Annotated in this window: 22 protein-coding genes and 1 pseudogene; 12 read left to right on the top strand and 11 right to left on the bottom strand. The window is 63.3% G+C overall.

Translation table 11 applies throughout. The features are described 5' to 3' along the window. Window positions 1-269 precede the first annotated feature (269 nt). Window positions 270-455, bottom strand: coding sequence for a hypothetical protein (locus tag CQ14_RS38170; protein WP_057840049.1), 186 nt, complete (start codon window positions 453-455; stop codon window positions 270-272). Window positions 456-692: 237 nt separating this feature from the next. Here CQ14_RS38170 and CQ14_RS38165 point away from each other — a divergent pair, with 237 nt between their 5' ends. Both CQ14_RS38165 and CQ14_RS45075 read left to right on the top strand, forming a co-directional pair. Continuing rightward, a complete protein-coding gene (locus tag CQ14_RS38165) occupies window positions 693-926 on the top strand; it encodes a DUF6894 family protein (protein WP_057862890.1) in 234 nt (77 codons plus the stop codon). An 11-nt stretch (window positions 927-937) separates the two neighbouring features. Continuing rightward, complete coding sequence (locus CQ14_RS45075) at window positions 938-1,096, top strand: hypothetical protein (RefSeq protein WP_199805729.1); 159 nt, start codon at window positions 938-940, stop codon at window positions 1,094-1,096. Window positions 1,097-1,230: 134 nt separating this feature from the next. Here CQ14_RS45075 and CQ14_RS38160 read toward each other — a convergent pair whose 3' ends face one another. The 3 genes from CQ14_RS38160 to CQ14_RS38150 form a co-directional block, all read right to left on the bottom strand. Beyond that, the gene (locus CQ14_RS38160) at window positions 1,231-2,019 is read right to left on the bottom strand and encodes an SDR family NAD(P)-dependent oxidoreductase (RefSeq protein WP_057862889.1); all 789 of its coding nucleotides are present in this window, start codon (window positions 2,017-2,019) and stop codon (window positions 1,231-1,233) included. 142 nt (window positions 2,020-2,161) lie between these two features. Next, on the bottom strand, window positions 2,162-3,124 hold the full coding sequence (locus tag CQ14_RS38155) for an aliphatic sulfonate ABC transporter substrate-binding protein (RefSeq protein WP_156435835.1): 963 nt from the start codon (window positions 3,122-3,124) through the stop codon (window positions 2,162-2,164). A 35-nt stretch (window positions 3,125-3,159) separates the two neighbouring features. Continuing rightward, entirely contained in the window at window positions 3,160-3,357 is a 198-nt protein-coding gene (locus CQ14_RS38150) for a hypothetical protein (RefSeq protein WP_057862888.1), read from the bottom strand. 451 nt (window positions 3,358-3,808) lie between these two features. Here CQ14_RS38150 and CQ14_RS38145 point away from each other — a divergent pair, with 451 nt between their 5' ends. Continuing rightward, window positions 3,809-4,243 (top strand): hypothetical protein, encoded by a 435-nt coding sequence (locus CQ14_RS38145; protein ID WP_057862887.1) that lies wholly within the window; start codon window positions 3,809-3,811, stop codon window positions 4,241-4,243. 20 nt (window positions 4,244-4,263) lie between these two features. On the opposite strand, the gene CQ14_RS38140 is transcribed toward CQ14_RS38145, so the two are convergent. Next, window positions 4,264-4,626: a hypothetical protein gene (locus CQ14_RS38140; protein WP_057862886.1), complete on the bottom strand. Its 363-nt coding sequence runs from the start codon at window positions 4,624-4,626 to the stop codon at window positions 4,264-4,266. A 183-nt stretch (window positions 4,627-4,809) separates the two neighbouring features. Between CQ14_RS38140 and CQ14_RS44250 the strand changes: the two genes are divergently transcribed. Beyond that, on the top strand, window positions 4,810-4,968 hold the full coding sequence (locus tag CQ14_RS44250) for a hypothetical protein (RefSeq protein WP_156435834.1): 159 nt from the start codon (window positions 4,810-4,812) through the stop codon (window positions 4,966-4,968). Between the two features lie 116 nt (window positions 4,969-5,084). On the opposite strand, the pseudogene CQ14_RS38130 reads toward CQ14_RS44250, so the two are convergent. Continuing rightward, window positions 5,085-5,835, bottom strand: a pseudogene (locus CQ14_RS38130) (SDR family oxidoreductase). A 158-nt stretch (window positions 5,836-5,993) separates the two neighbouring features. Here CQ14_RS38130 and CQ14_RS38125 point away from each other — a divergent pair. Further along, window positions 5,994-8,078 (top strand): methyl-accepting chemotaxis protein, encoded by a 2,085-nt coding sequence (locus CQ14_RS38125; RefSeq protein ID WP_057862884.1) that lies wholly within the window; start codon window positions 5,994-5,996, stop codon window positions 8,076-8,078. 136 nt (window positions 8,079-8,214) lie between these two features. Further along, the gene (locus CQ14_RS38120; RefSeq protein WP_430650250.1) at window positions 8,215-9,951 is read left to right on the top strand and encodes an ATP-binding protein; all 1,737 of its coding nucleotides are present in this window, start codon (window positions 8,215-8,217) and stop codon (window positions 9,949-9,951) included. Between the two features lie 11 nt (window positions 9,952-9,962). Here CQ14_RS38120 and CQ14_RS38115 read toward each other — a convergent pair whose 3' ends face one another. After that, on the bottom strand, window positions 9,963-10,640 hold the full coding sequence (locus CQ14_RS38115; protein ID WP_057862883.1) for a nitroreductase: 678 nt from the start codon (window positions 10,638-10,640) through the stop codon (window positions 9,963-9,965). 17 nt (window positions 10,641-10,657) lie between these two features. Beyond that, on the bottom strand, window positions 10,658-11,533 hold the full coding sequence (locus CQ14_RS38110; protein ID WP_057862882.1) for an MBL fold metallo-hydrolase: 876 nt from the start codon (window positions 11,531-11,533) through the stop codon (window positions 10,658-10,660). A gap of 117 nt (window positions 11,534-11,650) precedes the next feature. Here CQ14_RS38110 and CQ14_RS38105 point away from each other — a divergent pair, with 117 nt between their 5' ends. From CQ14_RS38105 to CQ14_RS38095, 3 genes are all read left to right on the top strand, one after another. Then, a complete protein-coding gene (locus CQ14_RS38105; RefSeq protein ID WP_057862881.1) occupies window positions 11,651-12,526 on the top strand; it encodes a dienelactone hydrolase family protein in 876 nt (291 codons plus the stop codon). A 78-nt stretch (window positions 12,527-12,604) separates the two neighbouring features. Further along, a complete protein-coding gene (locus tag CQ14_RS38100; RefSeq protein ID WP_057862880.1) occupies window positions 12,605-13,579 on the top strand; it encodes a glycerophosphodiester phosphodiesterase family protein in 975 nt (324 codons plus the stop codon). 100 nt (window positions 13,580-13,679) lie between these two features. Continuing rightward, on the top strand, window positions 13,680-14,048 hold the full coding sequence (locus tag CQ14_RS38095) for an avidin/streptavidin family protein (protein WP_057862879.1): 369 nt from the start codon (window positions 13,680-13,682) through the stop codon (window positions 14,046-14,048). A 13-nt stretch (window positions 14,049-14,061) separates the two neighbouring features. On the opposite strand, the gene CQ14_RS38090 is transcribed toward CQ14_RS38095, so the two are convergent. Further along, the gene (locus CQ14_RS38090; protein WP_057862878.1) at window positions 14,062-15,684 is read right to left on the bottom strand and encodes an ABC-F family ATP-binding cassette domain-containing protein; all 1,623 of its coding nucleotides are present in this window, start codon (window positions 15,682-15,684) and stop codon (window positions 14,062-14,064) included. Window positions 15,685-15,855: 171 nt separating this feature from the next. Between CQ14_RS38090 and CQ14_RS42965 the strand changes: the two genes are divergently transcribed. Both CQ14_RS42965 and CQ14_RS47355 read left to right on the top strand, forming a co-directional pair. Then, a complete protein-coding gene (locus CQ14_RS42965) occupies window positions 15,856-16,038 on the top strand; it encodes a hypothetical protein (protein ID WP_082650216.1) in 183 nt (60 codons plus the stop codon). Window positions 16,039-16,055: 17 nt separating this feature from the next. After that, window positions 16,056-16,562, top strand: coding sequence for a hypothetical protein (locus CQ14_RS47355; RefSeq protein WP_245320854.1), 507 nt, complete (start codon window positions 16,056-16,058; stop codon window positions 16,560-16,562). Between the two features lie 17 nt (window positions 16,563-16,579). Here the strand turns inward: CQ14_RS47355 and CQ14_RS38070 are convergent, their stop codons facing one another. Further along, window positions 16,580-16,957, bottom strand: a complete 378-nt coding sequence (locus CQ14_RS38070) for a response regulator transcription factor (RefSeq protein ID WP_057862876.1) — start codon at window positions 16,955-16,957, stop codon at window positions 16,580-16,582. Further along, a complete protein-coding gene (locus CQ14_RS38065) occupies window positions 16,954-17,829 on the bottom strand; it encodes a S1C family serine protease (RefSeq protein WP_057862875.1) in 876 nt (291 codons plus the stop codon). Before CQ14_RS38065 ends, CQ14_RS38070 begins: the two co-directional genes overlap by 4 nt. A 310-nt stretch (window positions 17,830-18,139) precedes the next feature. Between CQ14_RS38065 and CQ14_RS38060 the strand changes: the two genes are divergently transcribed. Continuing rightward, window positions 18,140-20,389, top strand: coding sequence for a TonB-dependent siderophore receptor (locus CQ14_RS38060; RefSeq protein WP_057862874.1), 2,250 nt, complete (start codon window positions 18,140-18,142; stop codon window positions 20,387-20,389). Window positions 20,390-20,435 lie beyond the last annotated feature (46 nt).

The following is a 20,435-nucleotide window of genomic DNA, read 5'->3' as shown; positions in this document are numbered from 1 at the left end:
TCGGCGCTGACACCGCCGCCTCCGGCGCGGCAGGTCACGCCTCCGCCCGCCCCGCGCAGGCCGAAGCCTGTCACGTCCTACCCGCCGTCCTATTCACCCGCGCCGATGGCGACCGCTCCCGCAGCGCCGCCTCCGCCGGTGCAGGCCGCCGCGCCCCCACCGCCTCAGCAAACGATCGCTGACGACGGCGCGCCGGTGATACGCCCGCCGATGCCGCTGCGGTAAGTCATGTGCTTCCCGGATGCGGCGCACCGCATCCGGGATCATCGCTAGCTCTGATGCGGCCCCCGCATCATCTTCATCGCGTCTTCAATGTGACGCCACTCCTTGGCTTCCTCGATGTCGCCCTTGCTCTCGCAGGCCTGTGCATTGTGGGCGGCTTGCGCGATCGCGGTGAGGCCATGCTTCTCCATCATCTGACGCGCAATCGTGTGGATCTGCATTTCCGAGATCATGTCGCTCTCCCAGGGTTCCGCCACGCCGTTCTTCCGAATCGTCGCAGCTCCTCGTGAAAACGGCCGAACCGAAACTCTCGTTCCTCCCGGTGACATGGATAATTTTCAGACAATTGCAGGTAACAGTTCCACCGCGGCGCGCTACTCCCCGTAGTATCCCGTCCGCAATCTCCCCGAATATTAAGCCGCTCTTCCGCCTGCTATTTTCAGCGTAAATCGCAACTGCGGGAGTCGGACATGGCACGAATCTATTTCCACTGCTCCAATTCCGAGGGCGTATGCTTCGACCAGAGCGGCGCCGCCGTCGAAGATCTGGCCGAGGTGCGCGCCCATGCCGCCCGTGTCGTGCAGTCGCTGATCATGCTGCAGGACCCGGAAGACTGGCGCGACTGGACACTGCATGTCAGCGACGATCTCGACGAGGAAATCTTCGCCCTGCCGTTTTCGTCCCTGCTCGGCAAGCCGCATTGAGAGGTGTCGCCATGCTGGCCATTCAACCGCTGGTCCGACGCCTGACCGAGATCATGACCCGATGGCGGATTCTGCTCGATCCTGCCCGCAACCGCTATCGCCCCGAGCTGCATTATATGCGCGGCCCCGGCCCGAAATGGCACGCGAAGCATCAGGAACATAGCGCGTAACCCGTAAACCGGATGGGGCGAAGTGCTATCCATCCGGGAACAGAGCTCTCGTAGGATGGGTAGAGCACAGCGAAACCCATCATCCCCGCCGCAAACGCGATGGGCATCGCGTTGCTCCCCATCCTACGGGCCCCTTACATCTCCCCCAATTCCGGCGGCTCGAACCAGTTCGTCAGCGATAGCCCGCCGTCGACCACGATCGCCGCGCCCGTGACGTAGCCCGATATCCGGTTCGACAGCACCGCCAGCGCCAACGGCGCAAGGTCGTTGGCATCGCCAAGCCGGCCAAGCGGAATGTGCCTGGCAAGCGCGGGGTCGGCGACGAAGCCGCCGGCCGCGATCGCGCCGGGCACCAGCGCGTTGACGCGGATGCCAAAGCGGCCGAACGTTTTGGCCAATTCCTTCACCAGCATCGAAAGCCCGGCTTTCGCCGTCGAGTAATGCGGCAGGTTGCGTGGCGTGCTGGCATGCAGCGAGGTCAGCAGCAGGAACGAGCCGGCTTCGTTGTCGGCGATCAGCTTTTGCGCCAATTCGCGGCAGAGATGAAATCCGGCTTCCAGGTTCACCGCATGCATCCGCGCCCAGATCTCGGGGGTGACGCCGAGCGCATGATCGCTCTCGCGCCGCGGCGGCGAGGCGCTGTGCACGAAATGCGTCACGCGCCCGAGCACTTTGCCAGATTCCGCCAGCAGAGCCTCGCGTGCGGCGGGATCGGCGAGATCGCCGACCCACGGCATCGCCAGTTCCGGGCGCGCCGAGGCCTTGATCGCCGCAGTCACGGTGTCCCCGTTCACATCGGCAAACACCGTGCGCACGCCCTCTCCAACCAGCGCTTGCGCAATCGCGCGGCCGATCCCGTTGCCGGCGCCGGTGACGAGCGCGGCCTCGCCCGCCGAATCGAATGGTCTGTCGAAGAGGCTCATGGCGGTGGCTCCCGAAGGCGTTGCACGGCCAAGGTTTGACGCAACCCGCCTTCCTCTGCAACGCCCTCCGAACGAAAATGGGGCGGACCCGCCATGTCCGCCCCAACCGTATCAGGATATCCCGAAAGTGACGTCGCTGCGATCAGGACCCCGGGGACCATTTCCAGACGATATCTGACACGTTGACCGGTTTCGGAATGAGCCCGAGCTTCGCGAAACGATCCGCAATCGCCTGCTGGCTCCTGACGACTTCGTCATCGACGGGAACGACGCGATAATTCGAACGGGCGACGAAACGTTTGACGGCATCGATATCCACGCCGGTCGCCTCGGCCTGCGCCTTCGCGACCTCGTCGGGGTGGCGCTCCGCCCACTGTCCTTCCGAGGAAAAGACGGCGTTGAGTTTCGTGACCAGCGCCGCATGCTTGTTCACGAAATCCGATCCGGCGATGTAGAACGCGTTGAGCTTGTGCACGTCCTTGTCGAACGCGATGATCCGCGCGTTCTCCTTCAGCTCGGCCAGTGCCAGATAGGGATCCCAGATCGACCACGCATCGACCGAGCCTTTCAGAAAGGCCGCGGTCGCATCGGCCGGCGCGAGCGGCGCCGGCGTAATATCGCCATAGGAAAGCCCGGCCTGCTCCAGCGCCGCGACCAGAAGGTTATGCGCACTCGATCCCTTTCCGAAAGCGACGCGCTTGCCCTTGAGATCGGCGACCGTTTTGATCGGCGAGTCCCTGGGAACGATGATGGCCTGGGTGTTACCGTCCGATTTGACCGCGGCCACGTAGCGTATTCGCGCGCCACCCGCCTGCGCGAAGATCGGCGGCGAGTCGCCGACGAAACCGAAATCGACCGCGCCGACATTGATGGCCTCGAGCAGCGGTGGACCGAACTGGAAATCGATCCATTTGATCTCGATGCCGAGCGGCTTGAAGGCATCCTCGACCGTGTGACGCTGGCGGACGGCCGGAAAGAAGCCGCCCTTCTGCGTGCCGATGCGTATTTCGGTTGGCCTGTCCGTCGACTGCGCTTGCGCGGGTACCACAGCGAGCGATGCGAAGATCAGCGCGCCGATGACGATGCCTCTTCTGGTGATGGTCATGCGTTTGTCCTTTCTGATGTGATCGCGACGGCGGCTCACGGCAGTGAATGCGTGCTGGTTTTCCTGCCCAGCATCGCCCTGGCCGCGCGCTCAGCTTCCCGGGCGGAGCTGAAATCGCGGCCGTCGAGGCGATCGAAGGCGCGGTCGGAGGAGAAAAACGTAAAGCCGCGCTCGTTGCCGGCGACGATGCCCGCGGTGCGGTCTTGAACTTCGATGATGTAGGCTTTGGACATAGCTGCTCGTTCGCCGAAATGGCGCTCCTGTCGAATGAGTGATCGCGAGAATGTGTTATGTGCGGATCAGCAACAGGCGCCGGTCGCCGCCGAGACGCAGCGGCGCGTGATGCGCTTGCGCATATCGCCCACGACTGGCTTTGGATTCGATCTCATGCGGTGACCCTGACTTTGCGAAAGCAGCGTCAAATATCCGGTCGTTCGCCGGGTTGGTCAATGAAATGGCTATCCAATGTTTCCCGCGCGACACCTGCGCTCTTCTCCGCAACGCGCGCAAAACGGATGAAACCATTTTCGGCCATCGCAAGTTGTTCTACCTGCCGATCTGCGCGCAGAAGCGCTAGCCCTCGCGTGCACCGTCTCAATTTGGCGCACGCCTGCACCGTCAGGTTGCTTCCGCCCGCGGTGAAATCGGCTTAACCTGCTCCGACAAGCAGCGGGGAGACGAAACATGCAGACCCGCGTTCGAAAAGTTGCCCACGTTCTGGAACGCCTTGGGCTTGCAATGGCAGGTGCAGCGAGCGGGCTGTTTGTGGCCGCACTGGTCGGCACGAGCCATTCCGCGCTCACCAACCAGGCCTTCCTGCTCCTGATGATGATCGGCGGCGCGATCGGATTTTACCTCGGCATCGATACGCCGCCCCTTCCTGTCAGCGTCTCAAACAAGCCGCCCGCCGATGGCGCCTGGGTCGGCAAGATCGACACGCCGGAACTGCTCAGCGCAGTTGGCACCTTCCTCGCGGCCTTCTCGGCGTTCGCTTGCGTTGGCGTCATCGTACTGCGCCAAAATCCGCATCTGGGATGGATAGGGATGATCATGGCGGGATGGATGGTCGGCGTCACCATGCAGATCGTCGCCGGCGCGATCGCCCGCCTGCGCCGCTGATCAGGCAAGCCGTCCGACCTTCAGCTTTCTTCTTCCAGCGTCAGTACCAAACCGGTCAGCGCTGAGCCGATGCCAAACATCAGGGCGTAGGTCGTGACCAGCATCACCGTGGTCTGAACCGGTGCGGTGCTCTTGGCAACGAGATCTCTGACATGGAAGGCCTCGATGAGGCTGAGCAACAGGACCATCGACAGCCCAAGCGCCACACCCATCAGGAAATGGGTAAGCAGCTTATTGAAGAGTGACTTTTCCGGACGCATAGGCCGTGCCTTCGGCATGATGCCGGGCCAACGCACGGCCGGAGAAACTGGTTCCTGCGCGCGAGAACAGAATTCGCCCTGCGCCCCGGCGCGGTCGCGCGGCGTTTGCCAATTGTTAAGCAAGCGGCGCTACGCCCAACGGCATTCCCAAATATCTCCACAATATCTTTTAGGAAGAACACATCGTTTTCGAGAAAAGGAGAATTTGTCATGCGGCTAGGGCAAGCGATCTTCTTCGGTTCAGCGGCTGCGCTCCTCACCTTGGCAGCGCCGACGCTCGCCAGGAACTCAAGCACGAACTCTCATATGGCTAAGACGAGCGAGGCGCCCGCTTCCGCCTCCTGTCATGCCTATCAGCAGGAAACCGACGGCACATGGACGCAACTGCCGTGTCATGCGATGGGTTCCAAGGCTCCGGCCCAGTCGCGCCCCTCCGCAAAGGATGCGACCGAAGAAGCGCAGTGAGTGGGCGCTACATCTCCCCGTCCGCCAGTTCGTAGGGTGCAAAGGCGCGCCAGCGTCGTGCCCATCCTTCACCCATCGTCGCTCCTGATGGTGGGCACGCTTTCGCTTTGCTCACCTTACGAACTTCGCTGAGCCAGCCAATCATCAAACCGCGTCGGCATGATCCGCGCGCCGTCGTCCGGCACCAGCGTGCGCAACGCGAGCGGCGCGCCGAAATACGGCACGTCGGTATCAGCCACGAGCTTGCTGGTATCGCCCTGCTTGCGGAGCCAGCGGGCAACGAAATCCGCCATCGGCGCCGCTTCGGGACCTGCGACCTCGCGGATGCCGCCGGCAGGCTCGCCAAGCGTCACATCGGCCAGCGCTAGCGCGACCTCGTTGGACAACAACGGCTGCATCAACTGGCTGGAGACATGGACCGCGCCATCCCTGCGCCCGGAATCCGCGATCGCGCCGACGAATTCATAAAACTGCGTGGCGCGCAGGATCGTGTAGGCCAGGCCGGCATTTTCGATCAGCCGCTCCTGCGCCAGCTTGGCGCGGAAATAGCCGCTGCTCTCGAGCCGGTCGGTGCCGACGATCGATAACGCCACGAAGTGCCGCACGCCGGCCTGCTTCGCCGCCGCGATCAGGTTGCGCGTTCCCGTCTCGAAGAAGTGCAGCACCGCCTTGTCCTCGAACGAGGGCGAATTCGACACGTCGACGACGGTGTCGGCGCCCGTCAGCGCCGCCTGCAGGCCCTCCCCGGTCACGGGCGTTGACGCCATTGCTCGGCGAGGCCTGCAGCACCTCATGGCCGCGCGAGCGCAGTAACGGAGCCAGTTTCGAACCGATCAGGCCGGTACCACCGATGATAACGATCTTCATGTTCCTTGCTCCTCTCCTGAAAACCGCGGAACCCCCCGTTAAATCAAGACGAAATGGAAGGCACGGGTGTGACACGCCCACCCGTAACTCTGGATTAATTAGCACCACTTATACTGGTGGTCCGCACTCCCAGACCCGCGCAAATGGCCTGAAATCCCATGAAAATCGGCACCCTCCTCACCGCTGCCATCGTCTCGCTCTCCGCCGTCGGCGGCGGGCTCGCCGTCTATGTGGCGGTTGCGAAGTACCAGACCATGGACAAGGTCTCGCTTGCGCAGAGCCGGCTGGAGGTGGTGCGCGCGGTCGGCGACATCCCGCGCTACATGAACTCCGAGCGCGGCTTCTCGACCAACATCCTGTACGGCCCGCCCGCGGTCGATCCGGCGGTGCGGAAGGAACTCAACGAAAAACTGCGCAAGAACACCGACGGCGCCCGCGACAAGATGAACGCGGTTCGCAAGAGCCTGTCCGGCGGGCTCGACGATGCCGCCGCGATCGGCACCGGCATCGACGAACTGAACGTGAAATTCAACGCGCTGCGCGACGCCATCGACAAGGCGATCGACGGCCCGGCCGAAGCGCGCAAGGACGCCGCCAGAAAGATCGTCGCCGACAACGCCGTGTTCAACGCCGCGGTCACCAAGCTGCTCGACGAGCAGGTACGCCGCATGGCGCAGCTCGACGGCGATGCCTATCGGCAGGCCGTCTATGCCAACATCGCCTGGAACCTGCGCGACGTCGGCGGTTACAACGCCAGCATCCACAAGAACCTCGTCGGCGCCAATCGCGCCGCCACCGAGGCCGAAAAGATGGAATATTCGCGCTCTCAGGGGCGCGCCGACCAGATCCTGATGTCGCTGCAGGAACTGCGGGGCAACCCGGCGACGCCACCCAACGTGGCCGCGGCATTGGAAAAGATGAATGAAGTCTATGTCGGCCGTTTCGGCAAGGAGCTGAAGCTCGCCAAGGAAGGCGCGGCGTCAGGCAAATACGAGCACAATGTCGATTTCTTCTACAACGAATCCCAGGTCGGCCTCGGCACCGTCGTCGAAGTCCGCAACGCCTTCTACGATAATGCCGAGTATGTTCTGGGCTCTGCCTATTCTTCGGCGCGCTTCAGCTTCCTGATCGCGCTCGCCGGCCTCATTGTGGTTAGCGTTGCCAGCGCCGCGCTGATCGCGATGGTTCGCCGCCGTGTCTGCGGCCCCATCGTCGACCTCACTTCCACAATGTCACGGCTGGCCAGCGGCGACGTATCCGGCGATATCGCCGGTGCCGGACGCGCCGACGAGATCGGCGCGATGGCTGCGGCGGTAGGCGTCTTCAAGCACAACATGATCGAGGCGGAACGTCTTGCCGCCGAGAAGGCTTCCGAGAGTGACGGCAAGATGCGTCGCGCCCAGGTGCTCGACGAACTCACCCGCGCGTTCGAAGCCAAGGTCATCGAACTGGTCGGCGGGCTTTCAGCGGCCTCGTCCGTTATGGAGGACACCGCGCAGTCGATGTCGTCGACCGCAACCCTCACCAATCGTCAGGCCGCGATCGTTGCCGCCGCGTCCGAGCAGACTTCCGCCAACGTACAGACGGTTGCCAGCGCCACCGAGGAGCTCGCCTCCTCGATTTCCGAGATCGGCCGCCAAGTCGCGCAATCGACCGAAATCGCCTCCCGCGCCGTCGACAATGCCCGGCGCACCGGCGATACCGCCCGCTCGCTCGCCGAAGGCGCGCAGAAGATCGGTGACGTCGTGACGCTGATCCAGAGCATCGCGGCGCAGACCAACCTGCTCGCACTGAACGCGACCATCGAAGCCGCGCGCGCCGGCGATGCCGGCCGCGGCTTTGCCGTCGTCGCCTCCGAGGTCAAATCGCTGGCCGGCCAGACCGCAAAGGCGACCACCGAAATCTCCGAACAGATCGCCGCTATCCAGACGGCGAGCGACCAGACCGTGACGGCGATCCAGAACGTCGCCAACGTGATCGCCGAAATCGACCAGATCGGCACCGCCATCGCAGCGGCGATCGAGGAGCAGGGCTCGGCGACCAAGGAAATCTCACGCAGTGTGCAGGAAGCCGCGCGCGGCACCCAGGAGGTCAACTCCAACATCACGGGCGTGCAGAAGGCCGCCGACGACACCGGCGCCGCCGCCAATCAGGTGCTGGGCGCCGCCGAGCAATTGTCTTCGCAGTCCAAGGATCTTGCCGGACAGGTCAACCGCTTCCTCTCCGAGGTACGTGCGGCGTAACCAAGCCGCACTACCCCGCCTATCCGACCGGCGTGCGAGTAAAAGGAACTTTTCGCGCCGCTGGAACTTGATATGGCGCAATGAGGCACACCTCTGAACCGACAACTGTTGTTGCGGTCGCCACCGGCGGCTGCGCATGGTGACTCTGGTCGACATCGATGAACTGGAGCGCCGGATCACGGCGCTAGAAGCCGAGAACGCGCGGCTCAGGGCGCTCCTGGTCGCCGACAACACCGAACGGGAACGAGCCGAGAGCGCCCTCGCGGACAGCGAACAGCGTTACCGAACCCTGTTCAATTCCATCGACGAGGGCTTTTGCATCATCGAATTCCTCGACGGTCCGCACGGCCCGCTGAGCGACTACATCCACATCGAGGCCAATCCTGCCTACGCGCAACATGCCGGCATCCCCAACGTGGTCGGCCAGAAGCTCCGCGAGATGGTGCCCGACGAGGCCGACGGCTGGGCCGAACTCTATGGCGGCGTACTGCGCACGGGGGTACCGATCCGCTTCGAGCGCGAGCTGATTGCGACCGGTCGCTATCTCGAACTCGCGGCCTTCCGGATCGAGCCTGCCAGCCGCCGGCAGGTCGCCGTGCTGTTCCAGGACATCACCCCGCGCAAGCGCGCCGAGGCCGAGGCGCGCCGCCTCAACGAGACGCTGGAGGCGCGTGTAGCGGAGGCGATCGCCGAACGCAAACAGGCCGAGGAAGCCTTGCGTCAGTCGCAGAAGATGGAAGCGGTGGGCCAGCTCACCGGCGGCATCGCGCATGACTTCAACAATCTCCTGACCGGGATCATCGGCTCACTGGAATTGCTCGAGGTACGGCTGCGCCAGGGCCGCACCTCCGACATCCACCGCTACGTTGCCGCCGCGCAAGGCGCGTCGAAGCGCGCCGCGGCCCTCACCCATCGCCTGCTCGCGTTCTCACGCCGGCAGACGCTCGATCCCAAGCCGACCGACGTGAATCGGCTGGTAATGGACATGGAGGAATTGATCCGGCGCACCGTGGGGCCGCAGATCACGCTCGAAGTAGTCACGGCCGGCGGCCTCTGGCCGGCATTGATCGATGCGTCCCAGCTCGAAAGTGCTCTGCTCAACCTCTGTATCAACGCCCGCGATGCCATGCCGGAGGGCGGGCGCATTACCATCGAAACCGCGAACAAATGGCTCGACGACCGCGCCGCCAAAGAGCGCGACCTGCCGCCGGGCCAATATATGTCGCTCTGCGTCACCGATACCGGCACCGGCATGACGCCGGACGTGATTGCGCGCGCATTCGATCCGTTTTTCACTACCAAGCCGATCGGCCAGGGCACCGGCCTCGGGCTGTCGATGGTCTATGGCTATGTGCGCCAGTCCGGCGGCCAGGTCCGCATCTATTCCGAAGTGGGATGCGGCACCACGTTGTGCCTCTATTTGCCGCGGCATTGCGGGAGTTCGTCGGAGGCCGTCGTCAGCACGCGTCCTGCCGCCTCCGCCCGCGCGCCGACCGGCAAGACGGTGCTGATCGTCGATGACGAGCCGAGCGTTCGTATGCTGGTGACAGACGTGCTCGAAGAGCTCGGTTATGCCTCGATCGAAGCCGCCGACGGTCCTGCGGGACTGCGTATCCTGGAATCCGAGGCGGCCATCGACCTGCTCATCACCGATGTCGGCTTGCCCGGGGGCATCAACGGCCGTCAACTGGCCGATGCTGCGCGCGTCTCGCGGCCGGAGCTCAAGGTCCTGTTCATCACGGGCTATGCGGAGAACGCCATCATCGGCAGCGGTCATCTCAGCCCGGGCATGCGGGTGCTGACAAAACCGTTCGTGGTGGAAACGTTGGCGAACCGCATCCACGAAATGATCGGCGACGACAAGAAGCGCTGACCGGCACGGCGTCAGTCGGCGAACCCGACATAGCGGACGAAATCGCTGTTGGCTTCACGGTCGGACCGCACCGCATTGGCGGGAAAGCTGTCGTCGGGATAGCCCATGGCGACGCAGGTCATGATGACCTCGTCCTCGGGGATGTTGGCGACCTTGCGCACGATGTCCGAGCGCATGATGCCCTGCCCGTTGATGACGCTGCCGAGCCCGCGGTCCCAGGCGGCGAGCACGATGCCGTAGCAGAGCGCGCCGAGATCGAAATGGCAAACCGCGCCGGGATCGAGAATCTTGTCATAGGTCAGCACCAGCGAGACCGGCGCGTCGAACTGGCGGAAGCCGCGCAGCACCCAGTCCTGCCGCATCGGCTTGTCGTCGCGGGCGATGCCCATCACCGCGAACAGTTTCTTTGCAATGTCCACCTGCCTGCCGCGATGCACGCCCTGATATTCGCCATGGCTGATGATGTCGCGCTTCGGTTTGGCGCCGGCGATCATCTCCTCCATGTTGCGGCGGCGCACTTCCTCCAGCGGCTCGCCTGTCAGGGCATGGATATGCCAGGGCTGGGTGTTCATCGACGACGGCGCGCGCTTGGCGACCTCGATGATCTCCTCGATGACGGCGCGAGAAGCCGGCTCGCTGGTAAACCCGCGCACGCTCTTGCGGGTCTGAACCAGCGTCTCGAAATCCATCCGTTGCATTCCCATAATCAGTCCCTTTTGAAGCGATAGTCGAAGCGGTCGCCGTCCGCGGTAATCAGGCCGACGGTCGGCGCCGGAAAATGGATCGGCAGGATCAGCGTGTCGGTGCCGGCAACGGAGGCGAAGAACTTGCGCCGCGAGATCGCCGACTGTTTCGGGTCCCAGTCGGGCTTGGCCGACCAGTCCGGCTCGCGGCACTGGATCACGTGATGCATGAGATCGCCGGCCACCACCGCGCGCTTGCCCTCTGAGAAGATGTTGACGCAGCAGTGACAGGGCGAATGCCCCGGAGTCGGCGTCAGCGTAATGGTATCGTCGAGGGCGTAATCGTCGTCAACCAGAACGGCCTGCCCGGCCTCGACGATCGGCAGGCAATTGTCGCGGAAAACCGTGCCGGGCGGGTTGGCGCCCTTGGCGTTTTCTGCCTCCCATGCCGCATATTCCCTCTTGTGAAATATGTACTTCGCATTGGGAAAGGTCGGCACCCAGCGCCCGTCGCGCAGCGTGGTATTCCAGCCGGTATGATCGATGTGCAGATGGGTGCAGAATGCGTAATCTACCTGCTCATAACTAATGCCAAGCGCGAACAGCTCGTTGCGCCAGCGCTCCTTGCCCGGAAAATCGAACGGCGGCGGATGGCCCTTGTCCTCGCCGGTGCAGGTGTCGACCAGGATGGTGTAACGCGGCGTGCGGACCACGAAGGTCTGGTAGGTAATGACCATCAGCCCCAGCACGGCGTCGAACACCTCGGGCTCCATGCCGGCGAGGTGATGCCTGAACACCGCCTCGTCATAGGCCGGGAAGAAATCCTGTGGCCGCCGCCACGGTCCCTCGCGCTCGATCGCCGCATCGATGGTGACGTCACCGATCCTGAGCTGCTTCATCCTCGCCCCCTTTTTCGCTCAGCGTAGCTGCGAGCCCCGATCTCCACAAGGCGAGCACGGCTCGCTTTGCCATGCGTCCTTGCATTGCAAGTCCGAATTGTTGCTAATGCTACCCAGATGGCCAACCACTCGATTCACTTTGTCTTCCTCGTGGTGCTCGCAATGCTGCCAGCACGCTCAGCCCTCGCGGCGCCCGACACGGTGTTTTTTCCGAGCGCCGACGGCGCGAGCGAAATCGTCGCCTATCTCTTCAAACCGCAAACGCCGGGTCCTCACCCCGCCATCGTCATGCTGCACGGCCGCGGCGGGCCCTACTCGGCCAACGTCAGCAAGGGTTGCACGCTGGTGTCGCGTGCCGGCCCGTCGGCGTGCAATGCGAACAGCCTGTCGAAGCGGCACATGATGTGGGGTCAGTATTGGGCGGAACGCGGCTACGTCGCGCTGCTTCCGGACAGTTTTGGACCGCGCGGCAAGGCGCACGGCTTCGGCCGCTTCACCCACGACGCCCCCGATCGCGCCGACGTCAATGAACGGACCGTGCGGCCGCTCGATGCCGAGGGCGCGCTGAGCTGGCTGCGCAAACAGCCCGACGTCGTTGCAAATCGCATCTTCCTGCAGGGCTGGTCGAATGGCGGCAGCACCGCGCTGAACGTGATGCAACGGCAAGGCGCGAAGACTTCGGGTTATCGCGCCGCACTGGCGCTCTATCCCGGCTGCGGGCCGAAAGCCCTGCTTGCACCCGCCCTCGTCACCAGCGCACCGGTCACGTTGTTGCTCGGCTCGGACGACGAAGAGGTATCGCCGGTGAGATGCCAGGACATGGCGCAGCGTTCCATCGCCGCGGGCAGCAAGATCGATGTCGTGCTCTATCCCGGCGCGACACATGGCTTTGACGACCCGGGACGGAGCCACCAATCCATTCCAGGCAACCGCGCGGCGCTTGAGGATGCGCTGAAGCGCGCGATCGCCTTTGTGGAGCGATTAAAGGATTAACGGAGCCGGCAGCGCTCTCCGCCGCAAATCGAACAGAAATGCTGCCTAGCGAATGCGCCTCTCACGCGGGGGCAAGCCTTGAACAAGAAACTCAGATATGCCGCGACGGCGATCGCCATTATCGCGGCCGCGATCTACCTCAACAATACCAATCTTCTCACCGAGCACCGTGACGGCAAGCCTGTCCTGCTCGCCCACCGCGGCATGGCGCAGCGCTTCGACGAACGCGACCTGAAGAACGACACCTGCACGGCGGCAAGGATGCTGCCTCCGACGCACGAATATCAGGAGAATACAATCAGCTCGATGCGGGCGAGCTTTGCGGCCGGCGCCGATATCGTCGAGCTCGATGTCCACCCGACGACAGACGGCGAGTTCGCCGTATTTCACGACTGGACGCTGGATTGTCGCACCGACGGGCAAGGCGTCACGCGCGAACACTCCATGGCCGATCTGAAGAAGCTCGATATCGCTCATGGCTATACCGCCGATGGCGGCAAGACCTTTCCCTTCCGCGGCAAAGGCGTCGGCCAGATGCCGACGCTCGCCGAGGTGCTGTCAACCTTCCCGCAGGCGCGGCTATTGATCAACGTCAAGAGCCGCGATGCATCCGAGGGGGAGAAGCTGGCGGCCGTGCTGGCCAAGCTGCCCGCCGAGCGCCGCGTGCAGATCATGGTCTATGGCGGCGACGAGCCGGTCGATGCCGTGCGCAAGCGACTGCCGGAGATCCGCACAATCTCGCGCGCGACCATCAAGAGCTGCCTGCTCGGCTACATCGGCTACGGCTGGACCGGCCTGGTGCCGAAGGCCTGCAGCAACGCGATGGTCATGCTGCCGATCAACGTCGCGCCGTGGATGTGGGGGTGGCCCGATCGCTTCCTCAACCGGATGAAAGCGGCCAACAGCGAAGTCTTCGTACTCGGCCCCTATCGTGGCGGCGAATTTTCCAGCGGCGTCGATACATCAGAGCAGTTTGCACGGCTGCCGCAAAACTTTTCCGGCGGCATCTGGACCAACGAGATCGAGGTCATCGCCCCGCTGGTGCGCAAATAGCGTTCCATGGACCGGCGCAGAGCCCGGGAACCCGCCTCGTGCGAGGCGGAACATCCAGCGTTTGCTTTCGTTAGTCGGCGTTGACGGAAGGGACGCACCGATGACGTGGAAGGGCAAATGGCGAAATCAATACGGCTCCATCGTTGACATTACCGACGATGCCAATCGCAGGATCAGCGGCACCTTCAAGACCGCCCTGAAGGACAGCGGCTTCTACGGACAGGAAATTCCCGTCGTCGGTATCCATCAGGGCAATTGCATCAGCTTTGTCGCCGGCGGTGAAACGGCAGCGGGAGATGCCGCGGTCTCCTACACGGGTTTGCTGCGCGACGGGAAAATGGAAACGATGTGGTTCGTCGTCGCCGACAGCGTGGTCAGGGCCACGGCCGAGGGCGCTGCCGGCAGACGAGAGAAGCTGAGCTGGTGGCGTTCAATCAGCACCAACGCCGATACGTTCGAGCGCCTGTGACAAGTCTTCCCGCTCAGCTGCGCAATCCCGGCGCTTCCTGCCCGGTGCGCGCGACATATTCGGTATAACCGCCGCCATACTGGTGGATGCCGTCGGGCGTCAGCTCCAGCACGCGGTTGGAGAGCGCCGCCAGAAAATGCCGGTCGTGCGAGACGAACAGCATGGTGCCCTCGAATTCGGAGAGCGCGCCGATCAGCATCTCCTTGGTCGCGAGATCGAGATGGTTGGTCGGCTCGTCCAGCACCAGAAAGTTCGGCGGATCATACAGCATCTTCGCCATCACCAGCCGCGCCTTCTCGCCGCCCGAGAGCACCCGACACCTCTTCTCGACATCGTCGCCGGAGAAGCCGAAGCAGCCCGCAAGTGCCCGCAGCGAGCCTTGGCCGGCTTGCGGGAAGGAATCTTCCAGCGACTGGAACACGGTGCGTTCGCCGTCGAGCAGATCCATGGCGTGCTGCGCAAAATAACCCATCTTGACGCTGCCGCCGATCGCCACCGTGCCGTCGTCGGGTTCGGCCGAGCCCGCCACCAGCTTCAACAGCGTCGACTTGCCAGCGCCGTTGATGCCCATCACGCACCACCGCTCCTTGCGGCGGATCATGAAATCAAGCCCCTGATAGATACTGCGGCTGCCATAGCCCTTGTGGACGTTCTTCAGGCTGACGACGTCCTCGCCCGAACGCGGCGCCGGCATGAATTCGAACGCCACGGTCTGCCGCCGCTTCGGCGGCTCGACGCGCTCGATCTTGTCGAGCTTCTTGACCCGGCTCTGCACCTGCGCCGCGTGGGAAGCGCGCGCCTTGAAGCGCTCGATGAACTTGATCTCCTTGGCCAGCATCGCCTGCTGGCGCTCGAACTGGGCCTGCTGCTGCTTCTCGTTCAGCGCACGCTGCTGCTCGTAGAATTCGTAATTGCCGGAATAGGTCGACAACGTGCCGCCGTCGATCTCGACGACCTTGTTGATGATGCGGTTGATGAACTCGCGGTCGTGCGAAGTCATCAACAGCGCGCCCTCATATCCCTTCAGGAACTGTTCCAGCCAGATCAGGCTTTCGAGGTCGAGATGGTTGCTCGGCTCGTCCAGCAGCATCACGTCGGGCCGCATCAGGAGGATGCGCGCCAGGGCGACCCGCATCTTCCAGCCGCCCGAGAGCGCGCCGACATCGCTGTCCATCATCTCCTGGCTGAAGCCAAGACCCGACAGCGCCTCACGCGCACGGCCGTCGAGGGCATAGCCGTCGAGCTCCTCGAAGCGGTGCTGCACCTCGCCGTAGCGCGCGATGATATCTTCCATCTCGTCGGCGCGATCCGGATCGGCCATCGCGGCCTCGAGTTCCCTCAACTCGGCCGCCACGACGCTGACCGGGCCGGCGCCGTCCATGACTTCGGCGACTGCGCTGCGGCCCGACATCTCGCCGACATCCTGGCTGAAATAGCCGATGGTAATGCCGCGATCGAGGGAGACCTGGCCTTCATCCGGCAGTTCCTGCCCTGAAATCATCCGGAAAAGCGTGGTCTTGCCTGCCCCGTTCGGGCCGACGAGACCGATCTTCTCGCCCTTCTGCAGGGCTGCGGAAGCTTCGATGAAGAGGATCTGGTGGCCGACTTGCTTGCTGACGTTATCGAGGCGGATCATGGGGGTCTGAAAGGAGGAAATCGCTGCGGCCGCTGCTTAGGACATCGCGGCCGGACCTTCAAGTTCCGTGAAACTCCGGCGATGTAGTTCCCGAAAAATCGGCCAGAAACCCTCGCGGTTCGCCGCGCGTTGACCTCGCAGCACAAAGCGAACCAACAACGGGAGCCCGCAATGACCAAGCCTCCGCCCGTCCCGCAGGATAATCAAAGTCACAAGGGTACCGGTGATCCCAAGTCCGGCAATGCCCATCAGGCCCGGAAGGATCGCGGCCGTATCGAAGATCCGGAGCAGCAGGGCCAGCAGGGCAACACCGCCCAGAATACCACCCATCAGAGCCATCAGCAGAACCGCTAGCGAGGGAGGAGCGCATCATGAGCTCCAAGCACGTGAAACTGAGCCGGCCGACCAACGCCGATCTGCATCGCAATCCGCTGATCGGCGGTTCGAAAGGCACCGCGATGGCGCAGGTGACGCCGGATGAACTGGAGGAGTTCGAAGGCGCCAATACCTTCGAGGGCGACATCGAGAACGACACCAACGCTCAGGGCGGCATCGACAAGGCGGAGGTTCGCGACCGGCGGCGCGGGCCGCCGCAGAACGATCGGGATTGCGGCCCGCGGAAAACAACGCTGCAGGGCAAGAAGACGCATGAGCAGCAGCTGCGCATGCTGGAAAGGAAGCCTGATGTTCCGGATGCCAGACAGGTCGAGGATGACATCGCGCGGACGCAACGCGATGGCGGCGCAAACATCGCCAAGCGTGAGGGCCGTCAATCCGAGTTTGCGGTGAGCCGCGGCGGCCTCAACCAGGAGAGCCAGCACAACAAGCACAATCATCCGGGCCAGTCAGGCCACAAGCCTCAAAAGCCGCACGGATAGAACCTCAACACGTCAGGTCACAGGTTGATCACACCGAGCCGTGCCGCGTGCGCGACCGCATCGGTACGGCCGGTCGCGTCGAGCTTGTCCAGCAGCGAACCGACATGGAATTTTGCGGTATGAACGGATATTCCGAGCCGTCGCGCAATGGCCTTGTTCGATGCGCCCTCTGCCAACAGCAGGAGCACGTCGCGTTCGCGCGGCGTAAGATCGATCTCGGCCGGCTCCATGACCGTCGGATGGTCGCGTGAGACGAGCGCGACCGCCGCTTCTTCTCCTGGTGCCGCCAGGCGAATGCCGGTTACGCCGCTGAGCAGCGACGCGAGCCGGTCGGCCATCGCCGCATCTGCGATCTCGATCGCGACCACGATCACCGGCGACGCCGCGTCGTTCATGCCTCTGGCCTTTCACCGATCGTGAGCCTGACCTGAACCAGCTCGCCGGCGCGTCTGATCGCGACGTCGACGACCGAGCCGATGCTTTCCGGGCCGAGGGATCGTAGCAGAGACCGGACGCCGGAGAGCTTCTCATTGTTCCACCCAACGATAATGTCGCCCTGCCGAATGCCGGCGGCAGCCGCAGGACCTGCCCTGTCGACGCTCATCACCATAGCGCCGAGGCCATCGTCGAGTTCGACGGGCTGCAAACCAACGCCAAGATACCCCCGCGCGATACGGCCATGGGTTTCAAGCCTTGCGGCAACCCGCTCGATCGTGGCGCTGGGAATCACAAGGACCCGTCTCACGCCCTGAACGACCATGCCAACAGCTTCTCCAGAAGCATTGATGACAAGGCCGCCCTCGTGACGGCGCCGCAGTCGCGCGTCCAGTTCGATCCTTGCATCGATCTCCCCACCCCGCATGCTGCGCCAGCGGCTGCCGACCAGCGATATCATTCCGAGCGCCACCGTCGGAACGCCCTGCTCGGCCGCAACGACGACCGCCAGCGAACCGAGATCCGGGACGGTGGATGAAAGCGCGACCGGCGCACTGTTTCCACCATCGACGCGCAGCAGGGCAATGTCGGTCGTATGATCGCGTCCGGCGATGCTCGCGCGCCGTTCCGATCCGTCGGAAAACCTGATCGAGACATCGCCTTCATCGGCCAGGGGCTCATCGGCCGTCACGATCAAGCCGGGCTTCCAGAGAAAGCCGGAGGCTCGCGAGCGATGGGAATGCACCGAGACGACCGCGGATTTTGTCCGGGCGACCACATCGGCAAGGGCTGAGGATAACGAGGGAAGGATTGGAGCGGCTGGATCAGTCATGGCGAAAACTCCCGTCGAGAACTGCTGGATTCTGACTTCAATCTGGGAGTTCGGATCGCATTGGGGAACTAGCCTGATGGGGAGGCAGCAACGATTGCCGAGCGTTCCCGCGCCACAGCTTTCAAGTGTCGATGGGCAAATCGACAGTGTACGGAGCATTTCTTGGAAGCTTTCTAAGAAGACCTCTAAGAGCCTTTCCATTAGAGGAATCGAACTCCGTCGCGTATGCGTCCAAGCGTTGCGCCGCTGAACAGGGGAAGGCGCGACAAAGTCGCTCGCAGGTTGGGGTCGAACCTTGAAGTCTCGTGATTTGTTGCAGGTCGCCGCGTTGGCGACCGTATCCGCATTGGCGTTGTGGCCGCAGGCGTCGTTCGCACAGTCAAGCTCCTCGCAATCCGGGGCACAGTCGTTGCCCCCCGTGGTCGTCGGAGCGCCGGAGGCGCGCCGTCGCGCTGCCGCGCCAGAGCGGCGGCAAACACGGAGAGCAACGCAGACCGCGCAATCCAACCGGCCGCAGCCGCAGCGTGGAGTCGGCTTCGTCGAGAACCCGCGCGGCGACGTTCAGGGTTATGTCGCCGGCCGCTCGATGGCGGGCACCAAGACCAATACGCCGATCATGGAGACACCGCAGTCGCTGTCGGTGATCGGCAGCGAGCAGATTCGCGACCAGAAGCCCGGCAAGTTCGACGAGATCCTGCGCTACACGCCGGGCGTTGTCGCCGGCACCTTCGGCGCGGACAACCGCAATGATTGGTTCCTGATCCGCGGCTTCAAGTCCGACGATATCGGCCTGTTCCTCGACGGTCTGCAGCTCTTCTACACGTCCTATGCGAGCTGGAAGCTGCAGCCGTTCAATCTCGCTCGCGTCGAGGTGCTGCGCGGCCCCTCCGCCGTGCTGTATGGCGGCTCCAGCCCCGGCGGCATCGTCAACGCGGTCAGCAAGACGCCCCCGGTAGAGCCGATCCGCTACCTTGAGACCGGCGTCAATAATTTCGGCAATGCGTATTTCGGGTTTGATTTTGGCGGCCCGGTCGCAACCGCACCCGAAAACGGCAAGCTGTTCTATCGTGTGGTCGGCCAGATCCAGAACGGCGGTACACAGGTCGATTTCACGCCCAACAATAACTACTTCATCGCGCCGTCGCTGACCTGGAAGCCCGATGCCGATACGACATTCACCGTGCTGGCGTCAGCTTCGAAGTTGGAGACTCGCAGCGAGAACTTCCTGCCGTATATTGGCACCGTCGTTAACGCGCCGTTCGGCCGGATTCCGACCCGCCTGTTTGCCAGCGATCCCAGTGTCGACACCTTCAAGCGCGAGCAGGAGATGATCGGCTACCAGTTCGAGCGCAATCTCTCCGACGACGTGACCTTCCGGCAAAACGCCCGCTTCGCCCATGTTGACGTTACGCTATCGACGCTGTTTGGCCTCGGCTATGTCAACGGAGACCCCGCGACGGCCTCGTTGGCACGTGGCAACTTCCTCACCCACGGTATCGCCAATCAGGGCAATCTCGACAGCCAGCTGGAATATCGCTTCAACACCGGCATTCTCCGGCACACCGCGCTGTTCGGCCTGGACCTCAAAACTTACAGAATCGACGACTGGCAAGGGTTCGGCGGCGCCACGCCGCTCAATCTCCTGAACCCGGTCTATACACCGACGGCGCGCTTCAACGGCGCTCCCTATCAGGACACGACGCTTACACAGAAGCAGCTTGGCTTCTACATGCAGGACCAGATCAAGCTCGACCGCTTTACGCTCGTACTGAGCGGCCGCAACGATTGGGTCGCAACCGACAACAACAACCACATCGGCGCAGGTCAAAGCCGCGAAGACAGCAAGTTCAGCGGACGCGCCGGACTGATCTACAACTTTGATTCCGGCCTTGCCCCCTACGTCTCCTACGCCACGAGTTACAATCCGATCATCGGGCTCAGTTCCGGCCAGCTGCTGTTGCCGGAGACCGGCCAGCAAACTGAAGTCGGATTGAAATTCCAGCCCAACGGTTTCAATGGCCATTTCGGCGTCGCTCTGTTCGACCTGAAGCGCCAAAATGTGCTTACCACCAATCCCAATAGCATCCCGCCAAATCTGCAGATGCAGAACGGCGAGTGGACCTCGCGCGGCATCGAGCTGGAAGCCGTTGCCAACCCATTCCCCGGCCTCAAGGTGATCGGCGCGTTCACGAGCTATGATCTGTTCGTTAGCAAGGATCTGGACCAGGCCGTGATCGGGAAGGTCCCGACCGCCACGCCCCGGACACTCAGCTCGGGCTGGATAGATTACACCTTCCAGGAAGGCCCGCTGACCGGCTTTGGCTTCGGCGGTGGCGTGCGCTATATCGGCGGCTCCTTTGCCGACAATATCAACCTGATGCCCGTCCCCTCCGTGGTGCTCGGCGATGCCACCGTCCACTACGAATGGCAGAACTGGCGCGCGGCCCTCAATGTCATCAACGTCGCCGACACAACCTATGTGGCGAACTGTTCGTCGACGAACGCCTGCTTCTACGGCGATCGGCGCCGGGTGACGGCGAGCCTCGCCTTCAAGTGGTAGGAGCGATCGAAGGGAGGCTGCGCTGAAAGCCAGAACCGTTCGCATC

The organism is Bradyrhizobium lablabi (assembly GCF_001440475.1).
Classification (GTDB): Bacteria; Pseudomonadota; Alphaproteobacteria; order Rhizobiales; family Xanthobacteraceae; genus Bradyrhizobium; species Bradyrhizobium lablabi.
The sequence above is the reverse complement of the archived record's forward strand: the minus strand, read 5'-3'. Positions and strand labels throughout refer to the sequence as shown.

Bases quoted from the DNA above. Each gene is read 5' to 3' on its own strand.
- CQ14_RS38165 (WP_057862890.1), top strand. From the start codon at position 693: ATGGCACGAATCTATTTCCACTGCTCCAATTCCGAGGGCGTATGCTTC.
- CQ14_RS38110 (WP_057862882.1), bottom strand. From the start codon at position 11,533: ATGAAGCAGCTCAGGATCGGTGACGTCACCATCGATGCGGCGATCGAG.
- CQ14_RS38095 (WP_057862879.1), top strand. From the start codon at position 13,680: ATGACGTGGAAGGGCAAATGGCGAAATCAATACGGCTCCATCGTTGAC.
- CQ14_RS38160 (WP_057862889.1), bottom strand. From the start codon at position 2,019: ATGAGCCTCTTCGACAGACCATTCGATTCGGCGGGCGAGGCCGCGCTC.
- CQ14_RS38125 (WP_057862884.1), top strand. From the start codon at position 5,994: ATGAAAATCGGCACCCTCCTCACCGCTGCCATCGTCTCGCTCTCCGCC.
- CQ14_RS42965 (WP_082650216.1), top strand. From the start codon at position 15,856: ATGACCAAGCCTCCGCCCGTCCCGCAGGATAATCAAAGTCACAAGGGT.
- CQ14_RS38115 (WP_057862883.1), bottom strand. From the start codon at position 10,640: ATGGATTTCGAGACGCTGGTTCAGACCCGCAAGAGCGTGCGCGGGTTT.
- CQ14_RS38105 (WP_057862881.1), top strand. From the start codon at position 11,651: ATGGCCAACCACTCGATTCACTTTGTCTTCCTCGTGGTGCTCGCAATG.
- CQ14_RS38065 (WP_057862875.1), bottom strand. From the start codon at position 17,829: ATGACTGATCCAGCCGCTCCAATCCTTCCCTCGTTATCCTCAGCCCTT.
- CQ14_RS47355 (WP_245320854.1), top strand. From the start codon at position 16,056: ATGAGCTCCAAGCACGTGAAACTGAGCCGGCCGACCAACGCCGATCTG.
- CQ14_RS38170 (WP_057840049.1), bottom strand. From the start codon at position 455: ATGATCTCGGAAATGCAGATCCACACGATTGCGCGTCAGATGATGGAG.
- CQ14_RS38120 (WP_430650250.1), top strand. From the start codon at position 8,215: ATGGTGACTCTGGTCGACATCGATGAACTGGAGCGCCGGATCACGGCG.
- CQ14_RS45075 (WP_199805729.1), top strand. From the start codon at position 938: ATGCTGGCCATTCAACCGCTGGTCCGACGCCTGACCGAGATCATGACC.
- CQ14_RS38070 (WP_057862876.1), bottom strand. From the start codon at position 16,957: ATGAACGACGCGGCGTCGCCGGTGATCGTGGTCGCGATCGAGATCGCA.
- CQ14_RS38090 (WP_057862878.1), bottom strand. From the start codon at position 15,684: ATGATCCGCCTCGATAACGTCAGCAAGCAAGTCGGCCACCAGATCCTC.
- CQ14_RS44250 (WP_156435834.1), top strand. From the start codon at position 4,810: ATGGCTAAGACGAGCGAGGCGCCCGCTTCCGCCTCCTGTCATGCCTAT.
- CQ14_RS38155 (WP_156435835.1), bottom strand. From the start codon at position 3,124: ATGACCATCACCAGAAGAGGCATCGTCATCGGCGCGCTGATCTTCGCA.
- CQ14_RS38150 (WP_057862888.1), bottom strand. From the start codon at position 3,357: ATGTCCAAAGCCTACATCATCGAAGTTCAAGACCGCACCGCGGGCATC.
- CQ14_RS38145 (WP_057862887.1), top strand. From the start codon at position 3,809: ATGCAGACCCGCGTTCGAAAAGTTGCCCACGTTCTGGAACGCCTTGGG.